General features: G+C 53.4%; 11 protein-coding genes. 6 read left to right on the top strand and 5 right to left on the bottom strand.

Annotated features, from left to right (window positions below; translation table 11 throughout):
- Positions 1-129: 129 nt before the first annotated feature.
- Positions 130-1,083: a hypothetical protein gene (locus tag C5Y83_RS28750; RefSeq protein ID WP_105333261.1), complete on the top strand. Its 954-nt coding sequence runs from the start codon at positions 130-132 to the stop codon at positions 1,081-1,083.
- A gap of 19 nt (positions 1,084-1,102) precedes the next feature.
- On the opposite strand, the gene C5Y83_RS28755 is transcribed toward C5Y83_RS28750, so the two are convergent.
- Positions 1,103-1,600: a DinB family protein gene (locus C5Y83_RS28755; protein ID WP_105333262.1), complete on the bottom strand. Its 498-nt coding sequence runs from the start codon at positions 1,598-1,600 to the stop codon at positions 1,103-1,105.
- Between the two features lie 227 nt (positions 1,601-1,827).
- On the opposite strand from C5Y83_RS28755, the gene C5Y83_RS28760 reads away from it, so the two are divergent.
- The 5 genes from C5Y83_RS28760 (at position 1,828) to C5Y83_RS28780 (ending at position 7,289) form a co-directional block, all read left to right on the top strand.
- Entirely contained in the window at positions 1,828-2,412 is a 585-nt protein-coding gene (locus C5Y83_RS28760) for a hypothetical protein (protein ID WP_105333263.1), read from the top strand.
- Positions 2,413-2,635: 223 nt separating this feature from the next.
- The gene (locus C5Y83_RS28765; protein WP_105333264.1) at positions 2,636-3,739 is read left to right on the top strand and encodes a glucose 1-dehydrogenase; all 1,104 of its coding nucleotides are present in this window, start codon (positions 2,636-2,638) and stop codon (positions 3,737-3,739) included.
- 266 nt (positions 3,740-4,005) lie between these two features.
- Positions 4,006-6,189: an FdhF/YdeP family oxidoreductase gene (locus C5Y83_RS28770; protein ID WP_105333265.1), complete on the top strand. Its 2,184-nt coding sequence runs from the start codon at positions 4,006-4,008 to the stop codon at positions 6,187-6,189.
- Positions 6,190-6,294: 105 nt separating this feature from the next.
- Positions 6,295-6,741, top strand: a complete 447-nt coding sequence (locus tag C5Y83_RS28775) for a MarR family winged helix-turn-helix transcriptional regulator (protein ID WP_105333266.1) — start codon at positions 6,295-6,297, stop codon at positions 6,739-6,741.
- A gap of 23 nt (positions 6,742-6,764) precedes the next feature.
- Positions 6,765-7,289, top strand: coding sequence for a DinB family protein (locus C5Y83_RS28780; protein WP_105333267.1), 525 nt, complete (start codon positions 6,765-6,767; stop codon positions 7,287-7,289).
- Between the two features lie 21 nt (positions 7,290-7,310).
- On the opposite strand, the gene C5Y83_RS28785 is transcribed toward C5Y83_RS28780, so the two are convergent.
- The 4 genes from C5Y83_RS28785 to cysN form a co-directional block, all read right to left on the bottom strand.
- Positions 7,311-7,973 (bottom strand): metal-dependent transcriptional regulator, encoded by a 663-nt coding sequence (locus C5Y83_RS28785; RefSeq protein ID WP_105333268.1) that lies wholly within the window; start codon positions 7,971-7,973, stop codon positions 7,311-7,313.
- Between the two features lie 69 nt (positions 7,974-8,042).
- Positions 8,043-9,257, bottom strand: coding sequence for a glycosyltransferase family 61 protein (locus C5Y83_RS28790; protein ID WP_105333269.1), 1,215 nt, complete (start codon positions 9,255-9,257; stop codon positions 8,043-8,045).
- 20 nt (positions 9,258-9,277) lie between these two features.
- The gene (locus C5Y83_RS28795) at positions 9,278-10,507 is read right to left on the bottom strand and encodes a glycosyltransferase family 61 protein (protein ID WP_105333270.1); all 1,230 of its coding nucleotides are present in this window, start codon (positions 10,505-10,507) and stop codon (positions 9,278-9,280) included.
- 86 nt (positions 10,508-10,593) lie between these two features.
- Entirely contained in the window at positions 10,594-12,525 is a 1,932-nt protein-coding gene (gene cysN / locus C5Y83_RS28800) for a sulfate adenylyltransferase subunit CysN (protein ID WP_105331866.1), read from the bottom strand.
- Positions 12,526-12,622: the final 97 nt, after the last annotated feature.

A 12,622-nucleotide genomic window follows, 5' to 3' on the forward strand; every position in this document is an offset into this window, starting at 1 on the left:
AGATCGCTCGAAGTTGAACGAAGAAACTCTGAAAGGTAGTCTCTAGATTCCTCTTCCGCTTCTATCCGAAGTTTTCTGTTAGCAACTTTTCGTGAACCGAGTTCGCCTTTCCCGTTCAAAGGAACGAAAATGACCGATTCGGAAAAGCTGTCTAAGTTAAACGGGCAACTCGCGATCGCCGAGTCGCAGCTGCGTGAGAAAAACGATGTCATGGCGAAGCTGCGCACTCTCGGCGACCAGCGTGCCGAGGTCTTTCAGGCTCATCAGAAGTCAGTCAACTCGTTAGAAGAAGCGGCTTCGGCTATCGCAAAACTAGAAGGCTGGAGTTCTTCGGCTATGTTCCATTCGTTTCTCGGTACGAAACAATCAGAGTGGAACAACCGAAAACAGAGGCTCGATCTCGCTCGCCAGCAAGCAGAACATACTGAGACAGCCATCGAGGACCTCGACCACCAGCGAAGAGCGCTCCGTGATCGTATGGTCTTACTTAAAAATGCCGAAAAGGAATATGAATCAGCCCTCCAAGCCAAGATCGATTACTTGAGGCAGTTTGACGACCACGTGGCTGGAGAGCTAACGGACATTACAACCCAAATTTCGGAACTGTCCGCATTCGAGGTTGAGTTGCGTCAAGCACTTCATGCTGGAGAAGCCGCTTTGGACGCCATTCAAGATGTTGGCACGTCCCTCAATTCGGCCGTTCGTTGGGGAATTTACGACATCCTCGGTGGCGGCATGATGGTCACCATGGGAAAGCATCATCGATTAAAGGTTGCCAGACGTCACGCTGAGTACGCACATCGCCAACTGCAACAGTATCAAAAGGAATTAGCTGACGTTAACAAAACGCTTCGAGGATCGATGCAGCTAGGTTCGTTCGCCACATTCGCCGATTACTTTTACGATGGCCTCTTCGTCGACTGTTTTGTCCAATACCAGATTACTGATGCGCGACGAAAATGGGTTGCAACCGAGGAAAAGGTCGAATCAAGTCTCGCGGTTTGTCGAACCCGCCTTGAGGAAGTTTGTCGCGGACTTCGTCAACTCCAGTCGCAGAAACAGGAACTCCTGGAGAATTTCTAAGTGGGATGGGCCTCGACGGCTAGAACGCTCCCAATCGCTTTTCAATAATCTCCCAGTGATGCCGCACGTGCCCTACCATGCATCGCCCTAACTGGCGGACACTCCATGGAAAGTCGCTCGCGATACCGGTACGGTCGAGAGTACCTTTTGGAAAAGTTCGGAACATTTCGATCGTCCCTTGGCGGACGAGCATAAACTCTTGAAACAACTCGCGGTAAGGTCGCTCATTGAAGTTCGCCTCGGCCATAAATAGATCTTGGTCGAAACCAGGTAGCGGAGTCGCGTCCGCCCGAGCAAAGCGAAGCGCGCGGTAGCTAAAGACACGTTCCGTATCGATCACGTGACCTACAACTTGCTTGATGGTCCAGCCATACGGGGCATGCACGATCGACGTTCTATCTTCCCCCAAATCCTGAAACTTAGGAAACTCCTGAACAAACTGATCTCGCAACGCCTCGTAGCAACTGGTTTCCGAAGCCAAATCCAAGTAACGCTGAAACGGTGCTGGTTGAGCCATGCTCACATTCCCCTGAACAAGTTAATTCGACGGATGCAGCATACCGAGAGTCGGTGAGACAATCCAGCTTCCTGAACGTTCTTTAGCAATCATGAACGCTGCGCTAATAAGCCGGAGAGATCTGATTTCCAATTCAATCTGAAAATCGTTGGAAGCCGCAGCGAAACATTACTACCATAGGGCACTTCTGCGGGTTCCAGCTTGGCGATTTCTTTGAGGTGACAACGATGTCTTGGCTGATTGTTGGTGGTTTGGTTTGTGTAGGTCTCTTCGTGCTGATGCTGGTGGTAATCTTCGCTGCCTTGTACATCTGGGGGACTTTGATCGAACGGAAGGAAAAACGGATTCGCGAAAGCGGGCAACCGGTGTTGGCAGTCATCGTCATGGTGAACCCACAATTTGTGCGTGATGAAGAAATGGCCATGGCTCCGGCATTGGCCCTCTATTCGTTGGATCCTCCCTCTGCAACGTTAGCCGCAGACATGGCGGAAACGGCAGCCGAGCTGTTTTCCCTTTACACTGCGGAACCAAGCAAGATCGCCAGCTTGCCGACAGCAGTAAGGCAAATCGCGGAACGCCTCAAGGATGACGGCTACCAGGAGAATCGTCGAACGCGCGTTCCGCGCGAAATGTCCCAGGGTCATGTCCTTTACATTGCCGACATGATCCTGCGGCGGAGATATTTGCCGGAAGGATTCATGTTTAGCAAGCACATGGCTTGCGTCGTGACCGGCCAAGATGAAGGGCAGATCTTGCCATTGGAAGCGGACGATGAAATCGCCCAGCAGATTTTTGAGTCCGCTCAGAGTTAGGCTGGGCCATGCAGCATGCAAGGTGTATCTCCAAGGCAAACTATCTGGACGCCATCTGGCGCGGACGTCCCAATCAGCATCGCTACACTTCACGAAAGAGCCGCAAACTGGCCCCTTTCGCCCGATTCCTCTCATGGGGTGGTTGTGGTAAATTGTCGTCCTTTAGTGCTCAAGTTCCTTGAACTTCATTATTCCCCACCCTCCACAGACGAGTCGGCTCCCTATGAAGGCGATTGCGGTTACTCCCGGGACCCCCAACAGCGTCCATCTGCGTGACATTCCCGAACCTTCCCTCGATCAATTCCCCAACGGCAAGGGGGTTTTGGTCAAGGTGCTGAAGGTGGGCGTGGATGCAACCGACAAGGAAATCAACGACGCCCTCTACGGCAATGCCCCACCGGGAGACGACTTCATGGTCCTTGGGCACGAGTCGTTTGGTATCGTCGAAGCCGTGGGCGAAAACGTGACACGGTTCAAGCCAGGCGATTACGTTACCGCCACGGTTCGTCGCCCAGGTGGTTCGATCTACGACAAGATCGGCACCTACGATATGACTAGTGAGGAAACCTACTACGAACGTGGCATTAACTTGCTGCATGGCTACCTTACTGAGAAGTTCGTTGACGAAGAAGACTACATTATCCGCGTCCCGCAAGGCTTGACCCATCTGCATGTGCTGATGGAACCCATGAGTTGTGCCGCCAAGGCAGTCCATCAAGCGTATGAAGTCCAACGCCGGATGAAGGTCTGGAGTCCCAAGGTCGCTTGGGTGATGGGTGCTGGCCAAATCGGCTTGCTCACTACGCTAGCACTTCGTCTACGCGGCCTTCAGGTCTGCACCATCGCGCGTGCCCCTGGCCCGCACCTCAAGCAGGAAATCGCTGAGGGCTTGGAATCGACCTACGTCAGCACCAAAGACACCGATCTGGACGACCTGGTCAAAAAGACTGGTCGCCCGGACATCATCGTCGATGCCACCGGTAGCAGTGTGATCGCTTTCGAGAGCATGAAGTACCTCGGCCTCAATGGCGTGCTCGTGCTGACCAGTGTGACCGGCAACAACACCCGTCACGAACTGCCAACCGACAAGATCAACCTCGAATGGGTGCTTGGCAACAAGCTGCTCTTAGGTAGCGTGAACGCCAACCGAGACCACTTTGAAATGGGTATCCGTGACATGGCTCTGGGCGAAATGATGTTCCCGGGCGTCTTGGAAAAGATCCTGACCAACCCGGTCGACGGTTTGGACAATTACAAAGAGGTGATTCGCCTGCTGGTCGAAGACAACTCGGCCCTCAAGGTGTTCGTAAACGTCGCTTCCGAGTAGGCGTTCGCGTTCCACAAACGATCCGCTGAACACAGCAAAGCCTCGTCGAGGCGACATCGAATAGCACGCGAGTGTCCATGTCGCCCCGACGGGGCTTTGCCTTTTCTTGGCTTGGCGCTACTCCGGTTGCAGTCTTCGTGGGACATAGCTGAGGCTGGCACAAATCGACACGTTTTCTGGATCGCCCGATCTGCTAGAATGAATGGACAGGCAAACCTCCTTCCTAACGCCTCTCCTGCACGATCATCTTTTCAGGACACCCCGATATGAAAAAGCCATCCAGTGGCGGCGGCTGGCAAGCGATCCGGTACACGTTTAAAAAGGCACGCGAAGCCGGCGGGTATTGGAAGTTCTGGAAGGCAATGCGGAGCAAAAACGCGTGTAAAACGTGCGCGCTGGGCATGGGTGGTCAGAAGGGAGGCATGGTCAACGAGCGTGGCCAGTTCCCCGAGGTATGCAAGAAGTCGATGCAGGCCATGACGGCCGATATGCAAGGCGCGATTCCAGACGAATTCTGGAAGTCCTATAGCATCGCTCAACTGCAAAAGTTTACGCCCTATCAAATGGAACACGCCGGGCGGCTAACAAAGCCGATGCTGTACGAAGCGGGCCAGCAGCATTATCGCCCGATCTCTTGGGAAGAAGCGTTTGGGCGAATCGTTGGTAAACTGAAGTCCCTCTCCGCCGATGAGACGTTCTGGTACTTCAGCGGTCGAAGCAGCATGGAAGCAGGCTTTCTACTGCAATTGTTCGCCCGCATTTACGGGACCAACAATGTTAACAACTGTAGCTACTACTGCCACCAAGCGAGTGGCGTGGGACTTTCCAGCACGGTCGGTAGTGGTACGGCAACCATTGTGCTGGAGGACGTCGAACATGCCGATCTTGTTTTTCTGATCGGTGGCAACCCCTCCAGCAACCACCCTCGTTTGATGTCGACACTGAAGCACGTACGGCGTCGCGGGGGTGAGGTGATTGTTATCAATCCGGTGATTGAAACCGGTCTGGTCAATTTCCGTGTTCCCAGTGATCCTTGGAGCCTGCTTTTCGGTACGGAGATCGCCACCCTGTATGTACAGCCCGATATCGGTGGCGATCTCGCTTTGCTCTTTGGTATTGCCAAGCGTGTTCTGGAACTCGACGGGCAAGATCAAAAGTTCCTGGATGATCACTGCGAGAACACGTCGGAGTACCTGGAATTCCTTCGCCAACTGTCCTGGGAAGAGATCGAAACCAAATCAGGCGTTGGGCGACTTCAGATCGAAGACATCTCGCGTCGCTACATCAAAGCCGAACGGGTCATATTCAGTTGGACGATGGGGATCACCCATCACGTTCATGGCGTGAACAACGTCCAAGCGATTGCCGGGCTGGCAGCAATGCGGGGCATGGTCGGTAAACCAGGCAGCGGTCTGATGCCGATCCGTGGTCATTCCAACGTCCAGGGAATCGGTTCTGTTGGCGTAACTCCGACGCTCAAGCAGGCCATCTTCGATGGACTCGAACAAGAGTACGGTGTCCAACTTCCCAGGACGCCTGGACTCGACACGCTCGCGTGCATGGAAGATGCACACCGCGGGAAGCTGAAGTTTGGCTTGTGCTTGGGTGGCAATCTTTACGGCTCGAATCCAGATCTCAAATTCGCGGCCGAGTCCATTCAGAACCTCGATACGATGGTCTATCTGAGCACTACGCTCAACACGGGCCACGCACACGGACTGGCTCGAGAAACAATCATCTTGCCTGTGCTCGCCCGTGACGAAGAACCCTACAAGACCACGCAAGAGTCGATGTTCAATTACGTGCGTATGTCGGAAGGAGGACCGCGGCGACTCGAAGGACCACGCGGCGAGGTAGACGTAATCGCGACCATGGCCGAAGGCGTACTTGATAACCAAACGCCGATCGATTGGAAGTCGATGCAAGACACCAACAAGATCCGTGCGGCCTTGGGTAAAGTGGTTCCCGGATTCGAGAAAATTTCAGATATCGATCGGACGAAACAGGAATTCCAGATCGACGGACGTACGTTCCATGCCCCAAAGTTTCCGACGCCAAGTGGCCGTTTAATCCTTCATTCCAGTGAAATTCCTGATTTGAAAGGAACTGGCAAAGGCGAACTTCGGTTGATGACCGTGCGTAGTGAGGGTCAGTTCAATACCGTCGTTTACGAAGAATACGATATCTATCGCGGAGTCGAACGCCGCGACGTGATTCTGCTGAACCCGCAAGATTGTCGACGGCTCGGGGTCGAACATGGCCAAAAGGTTTCGATCGGGTCGAACATTGGGCAGATTGATGGCTTCGTGGTGCACTCGTTCCCGGATATCAAAGCGGGAAACGCACTGATGTATTATCCCGAAGCCAACACGCTAGTTTCACGTTCGGCCGATCCGAAATCGAAAACACCTGCGTTTAAAGGAGTGGTCGTGACGGTCAAACCGTTATAGATTTCGATCGCTTCATTCGTGATTCTGCCAAGGTCCATTTGCCTGGTTGGGTACGTTATCTAAAATCAAAATAATTCGTTACCAAGCATTCTGAAATAACTTTGCATGAGCTGGAAAAAGGAAGACTCGCTCTGTTTCAACCTCGGTGTGGCGATGCGAAAGATTTCGCGGATCTATGCCGAAGGGCTTTCAACCTGTGAGGTCACTCCGCCACAGCTGTTTATGCTTTCCTGCCTAGAGTGTCGCGACGGGCAAAAGCCGAGTGAGTTAGCGGAACAAGTCCATCTCGATGCGAGTAGTATGACCGGCTTGCTGGATCGGACAGAGAAATCGAATCTCATTCGGCGAATGCGCGACCCTGAAGATCGCCGCGCTTTGCGGATCTATTTGACTGAGCAAGGTCAAGAGACCGTCGAGAAGCTACGACCGGTCGTCGAAGAACTACAGAATCGCGTCCACGAGATGTTCTTCGCGGATTGCAATGCTCAGCAGGTCGAAGATTTCATGAACATCCTTCGCAACGCCGGTGCCGCTTGCGATCGATCCAGCTAAATTCAAACACCTTGGAGACGCCTATGTCGATGATCGAACGCATGCAGCACCAATTGGAATCGGCCCGCGGCTTTACCAATCGAATTCTGGGAGATTTTAAGAAGCCAGAAGATTGGGTCGCCCAGGTCTGCAACCAAAGCAATCATGCGCTCTGGTTCATCGGGCATATGGCCACAACGGATAACTTCTTCATTTCGCTCTTGGCCCCCGAGAAGTCTGTCAACAACGATCATTATCAGGAACTATTCGGTCTGGGCTCGACTCCTTCACCTGATCTTGCGACCTATCCACCGATCGAAGAAGTTCGTGCCTACATGGACGAACGACGTGCAACGCTGCTTGAGATCTTAGCAAGCCTGACCGATGACGATCTAGCAAAGAAAACTCCCAGTGGGACGCCAGACTTCCTGGCTGACTACGGCCAAGTCTTTGAAACGGCCATTTGGCACGAGGGGCTCCACAGTGGACAACTTACGATGGTGCGCCGCTCGTTAGGGCATTTGCCGGCGATGACACCGCCCAACCAAGACGCCAAGTCTTCCGTATAGCTTCCTACCAACGATCCGCAGTTACGTAATCGACGTAACCATCAACTTGTCGGCCGCTTCGATACCCAGGGCGGTGACACGCTCCTTGATTTCGATCATCAAGATGCCTGCCTCAGGGCGATTGGCGATTAGTTTCGCTTCGCAGCCTGGTTGCAGTGTTTCTTCCGATAGATAACGTAGGAAGTCGGGGCTTTGGTCCATCACGCGAATCAGGCGGAAAGGCTTACCTGGCTCCCACTGCGTCAGCTTCACCCCTTCTTCCGTCCGAATTTTTCCATCTGCGGTTGGAATCGGATCTCCATGTGGGTCCGATGAGGGATAGCCCAGGAATTGGTCGATGCGGTCTACCAGAAAATCACTTACCGCGTGTTCCATATTCTCGGCTTCTTCGTGAACTTCATCCCAAGCCAAATCCAGCGTATGAACCAAGAATAACTCGATCAATCGATGACGTCGGAGGACGCGCAATGCGAGCTTGCGACCAGACTCGGTCAACCGTACCCCTTCGTATTTCGTATACGATGCCAGCCCTGTTTCGCTGAGTGTTTTTAGCATGCTGGTCACCGTGCCCGGCGAGACCTTCAGCGCGGCTGCGATCTCCCCAGTCGATGCGGCCTTTTCAGGACCTTGCATAGCAATCTGGTAGATCTCTTTGACATAGTTTTGAATTGTCAAACTGGGCATTAGGGTGGGCTCCGCAGGGTCTGTCAGAAACCGATTTTAGACGTTTGCCCTCGGGACCACAATCTGACGTCACGCTGCAACCGGAGAGCTCGTTTGTTGACGTTCGAGACAATCTTCCAATTGAGCGACGTCGACGACAATATGAGACTCTTCTTTGCGAGTCCCCTGCACCGCGTGGCCCAGGAACCAGACGAGATCATGGTCGCACTGGGTGCACAAGCGATGGAAATAGCCAAAGGGACGATAAACGGTGCCGATCTCGATCACCTTTGCCCCTGGGGGAGTAAACACAACGTTTGCTAACCCGGCTCCATGCGGCCCGACGATTGTTTCCGCCTGTTGAAAGAGCTGAATCTGCTCTTGAACACTCAGGTCTTCCAAGACGTAACGCTGAAATCCATGTCGTGCCAGCATGGCCATTACTTCGCTCTCGTTGAGCACCTTCCTCCAGCCAGCTTTGGCCCGCGAAATGTAGATTCGTTTTCCCTTACCTTTACCCATCTTCGCCCAAGGCTGTGCAGCCATTCGTGAGTAAAGAAACTCGCGTGCTTCCCTTCGTGGAAAAGCAATCGGTGAACAGCCAACCAGGAGATCAGGAGCTAAGTGGCGGTTACTTGCCTCTGGGATAACCTGCTCGCTACGAACACCGAACAACTTAAGCAGTTGTTTGGTATAACGCTGTTGATATGGAACATAGTAATGATCGATATCGATGCCCGCTTCTTCAAACAGACGCAGCTTGGGGAGGCACTCGACCAGGAAGTGGAAATAGTTCATCCCGCAGACCGAGAATGACATGACCCCCAAACTGCCAGGCAAGCGGGTTGGACTGGGTAAACCTCCCCGGTAATTCCATCGACAATGAGGACCACCATTCGAGAAGCGGATCGCGCCTAAATCGGTCAAGTTGCAATTATCGGGCGTGATCATGGCGATCATCTTGCCAACGACGCGTCCCCCTTCCATCGGCACGACGTAGTCAGCATCACATTGATACGAGGCCGCGGGATAGATTTCTTCGAGATAGCGCCGCCGAACTTCTTCCGATAGACTTTCCAGATGGGGCTGGATTTCATCGACCGCGCCTTCGATCTTTCGCGGTGCGATCGATTCAAGTCGAGGTGGTGAGATTTCGATCCAACCTCCCTTTGCAGGTTGGTTGGCTGCCCAGTCGCGAGAATGCCTTTCACTTCGCGGAGCCGGAATACCAAACACGGAGAAGTATTGTTCGCGCAACCAGCCGTGAATTTCGGCTCCCCATTTCTCAATGCGCGGCTTCTTCATCGTAGTTCCTTCGTCTTCCGCTAAGCCGCGATCCGAATCGATGAAGAATTCGGTATTGGTTGTGACAGCGATACTAGATCGGATTCCAGCTGCTTAACGTCGACGACCATATGGGCCTCCTCCGCGGAAAGCTGCTGCGAACTGGCCACGAACCAAGCAAACTGATGACCGCAGACCGCGCTCAATCGCTGGAAGAAGGGAAGCGGTCGATGGACCGTACCGATCTCAACGACGGTGGCCCCTGGTGGCGCAAATACCATATTGGCAAGCCCTGCCCCATGCGGCGCGACAATTGTCTTTGCTTGCTGAAAGAGTTGAATCTGTTGTACAAGCGGCATGCCTTCCAACTGTACGCATTGAAATCCGCGCCGAGTAAGTGCCGAGATGACCTCCGATTCGTTAAGTACCCGACGAACTCGCGCGTTCGCGCGAGAGATGTAAACGAGCCCCTCAGGCTGACCGTCGGTTTTGCTCCATGACTGACGCGACATCGTTTCAAACAGATACCGCATATCCGCCGGGCGTGGATTTTCCAGTGGCTGAGGAACGTACACATCATCCGCCGTGACATGGCTTAATTCGCGAGCGGGCACAATTCTGGACGCTGGTAATCCCATTAATTGAAAGAGCTGGCGATTGAATTCGTATCGATACGGTGCATAGTACCGATCAATCGACGCCCCAGACATTTCTAGATGCCGAAGTTTTGGAAGGCAGTCAATGAGAAAGTGGTAGTAGTTTCCGCTACACGCGCCAAACGCGAGGACCCCAAGGGTGCCAGCCAGTTTCTTGGGTCGTGGCAAATACCCTTCGTAAGCTGCTGAATCACTACGACCAGGATCTGCAAATCGAAGCGTGCCGAGATCTTCCAAGTTATAATCGCCGTCGGATGTGACAACGGCAACATCACGCCCGAAGATGAACGCATCCTTCATGTGGATCATGCGGCCTTCTGCGATCGTGTAATCGGCGTGGCCAAAGAACAAACGTTCAACTCCATTTCGACGCGACTCGGACAGTCCGTCGAGGTATTTGGTCATCTCGTCGCGCGAGCCTAGAACTTGCCTTGCCGGGACGGTTACCCATTCTGGCGGGTCAAGCGGTTTGATACTTCCCAAGGCGGGGCGCCATACAATCCAGTCGTCCGCAGCACAGACTTTCGCGGGCGGAGCCATCCCGGTGTAGCGATACATCAGCGCACGAGCACGGCACTGCATGTAGCGCCGCCAAGCGTTGAATTTTCGCTTCATCTTTTGCCTTCCTTGGACCAAAAGAAGTCACCAGGAACCACCCTGGAGGAAGGCATTATGCCAGCATTGCCGCTATTGGCTCAAGATCAATCGATCAAGCCACGATCTTTGAGCAGCTCATAGATTTTGTCGACACATTCATCAACTTGCAGCTCGTGAGTCGGGAGTACCAAGTCGGCATTGGTTGGCGGTTCGTACTCGTAGCTAACGCCTGGGAAGTTGGCGATTTCGCCACTATCCGCTTTAGCGTAGATGCCCGAATCGTCTCGCTCGCGGCACACTTCAACAGGTGCTGACAGATGAACGGTCAGGAAGCGATCCTTACCAATGACCTCGCCTGCCTTGCCGCGGACCTCGGCATTGGGCGCCAGGAACGCCGCGATACAAAGTATGCCAGAATCGTTTAGCATCCGAGCAATTTCGCTACCACGGCGAAGGTTTTCACTTCGCTGTTCAGCGGTATAACCCAAGTCCTTACTGATGCCATGACGCAGGTTTTGTCCATCCAGAACGATGCTGGTCTTTCCTTCGTCAAACAGGCGACGCTCCAAGGCATAGGCAATCGTCGTTTTGCCGGCACCCGTCAAACCGGTCAACAGCAGCGTTGCCGGTTTCTGGCCAAAGCGAGCTGCACGCTCGTCGGCCGAAACGTTCCCCTTGGAAGTCTGCAGGGTCTTATCCCCTTCGATGTCCCACAGTTCGTCCTGGTCACTGGCATCGCGATCGATGATCATGCCGGCACCGACGGTACGATTGGTCATGTAATCGATCAGAATGAACGCCCCGGTCGTCTTGTTCTTAGCGTATGGGTCGTAGCAGACGGGCTGGCTTAACTTAACCGAACAGCGACCGATTTCATTCAGCTTCAGTGCAGGGGTATCTTCTCGGTGCAGCGTGTTCACGTCGACGTTATAACGCACGCGTGAAACGGTTCCGGTTAGCATTTTGGCAGCGTGCTTCACGAAGTACTGCTTGCCAGGCACCAAGGGCTCTTCTGACATCCAAACGACCATCGCGTCGAAATTGCTATCGACCTTCGGCCGGTTGCCCGGACGGACAATCATGTCGCCACGGCTACAATCGATCTCGTCCTCGAACGTCAGCGTAACCGACATCGGCGGATAGGCTTCCTCCATGTCGCCATCCATGGTGACAATCCGCTTAACCTTGCTGGTCTTTTTCGACGGCATGACCATCACTTCTTCGCCAGGACGAATCGTACCGGACGAGACAGTGCCGCAGAAACCGCGGAAGTTCAAGTCAGGTCGATTCACCAACTGAACCGGGAAGCGGAAGTCTTGCAAATTCCGATCAGAACCGATGTAAAGGTTCTCGAGCATGTGCATCAGCGTGGCACCTTCGTACCACGGCATGCGTTCGCTCTTTTCGACCAGGTTGTCACCTTTGAGCGCAGAAAGCGGAATGAAGTGGACGTCGTCCGCCGACATCTTCGCAGCAAATTCAATGTAATCTTGCTTGATCTTTTCGTAGATTTCCTGGCTGTAATCGACCAAGTCCATCTTGTTGATCGCCACCAGAATGTGGCGAATCCCAAGCAGCGATGTAATAAAGCTGTGTCGCTTTGTTTGGGTTAGTACACCTTGGCGAGCATCGATCAGAATGATCGCCAAGTCAGCGGTAGAAGCCCCCGTGGCCATGTTACGCGTGTATTGTTCGTGACCTGGCGTATCGGCAACGATGAACTTCCGCTTCGCCGTCGAGAAGTAGCGATAAGCCACATCGATCGTGATACCCTGTTCGCGTTCTTCTTTTAGACCATCGGTCAACAAGGCAGGGTCGATCTCACCACCGGTTGTGCCGTGGGTGGCCGAATCTTTCTCGATCGCCGCCAACTGATCTTCGTAGGCTGCTTTCGATTCGATCAGCAGCTTCCCCAACAACGTGCTCTTACCGTCGTCCACGCTTCCGCACGTGATAAAACGCAAGAGTTCCTTCTTCTCGTGCTGAGCAAGATAGGCGTTGATGTCCGTTGCGATCAGATCAGATTTGTGCGACATAGGTCTATGGTTTGAATATTCAGTGTTCGGTGATCAGAAAGGATACGGCTTGCCGTTTTAGTCCTGGCACTCAGTCACTTCTTGCTGAACACCGAAA

Source organism: Blastopirellula marina (assembly GCF_002967765.1).
In the GTDB taxonomy this organism is placed as follows: domain Bacteria; phylum Planctomycetota; class Planctomycetia; order Pirellulales; family Pirellulaceae; genus Bremerella; species Bremerella marina_A.

What these genes read in the sequence shown, in the direction of transcription:
- C5Y83_RS28750 (WP_105333261.1), top strand. Translation starts at nt 130, where the DNA reads ATGACCGATTCGGAAAAGCTGTCTAAGTTAAACGGGCAACTCGCGATC.
- C5Y83_RS28755 (WP_105333262.1), bottom strand. Translation starts at nt 1,600, where the DNA reads ATGGCTCAACCAGCACCGTTTCAGCGTTACTTGGATTTGGCTTCGGAA.
- C5Y83_RS28760 (WP_105333263.1), top strand. Translation starts at nt 1,828, where the DNA reads ATGTCTTGGCTGATTGTTGGTGGTTTGGTTTGTGTAGGTCTCTTCGTG.
- C5Y83_RS28765 (WP_105333264.1), top strand. Translation starts at nt 2,636, where the DNA reads ATGAAGGCGATTGCGGTTACTCCCGGGACCCCCAACAGCGTCCATCTG.
- C5Y83_RS28770 (WP_105333265.1), top strand. Translation starts at nt 4,006, where the DNA reads ATGAAAAAGCCATCCAGTGGCGGCGGCTGGCAAGCGATCCGGTACACG.
- C5Y83_RS28775 (WP_105333266.1), top strand. Translation starts at nt 6,295, where the DNA reads ATGAGCTGGAAAAAGGAAGACTCGCTCTGTTTCAACCTCGGTGTGGCG.
- C5Y83_RS28780 (WP_105333267.1), top strand. Translation starts at nt 6,765, where the DNA reads ATGTCGATGATCGAACGCATGCAGCACCAATTGGAATCGGCCCGCGGC.
- C5Y83_RS28785 (WP_105333268.1), bottom strand. Translation starts at nt 7,973, where the DNA reads ATGCCCAGTTTGACAATTCAAAACTATGTCAAAGAGATCTACCAGATT.
- C5Y83_RS28790 (WP_105333269.1), bottom strand. Translation starts at nt 9,257, where the DNA reads ATGAAGAAGCCGCGCATTGAGAAATGGGGAGCCGAAATTCACGGCTGG.
- C5Y83_RS28795 (WP_105333270.1), bottom strand. Translation starts at nt 10,507, where the DNA reads ATGAAGCGAAAATTCAACGCTTGGCGGCGCTACATGCAGTGCCGTGCT.
- cysN (WP_105331866.1), bottom strand. Translation starts at nt 12,525, where the DNA reads ATGTCGCACAAATCTGATCTGATCGCAACGGACATCAACGCCTATCTT.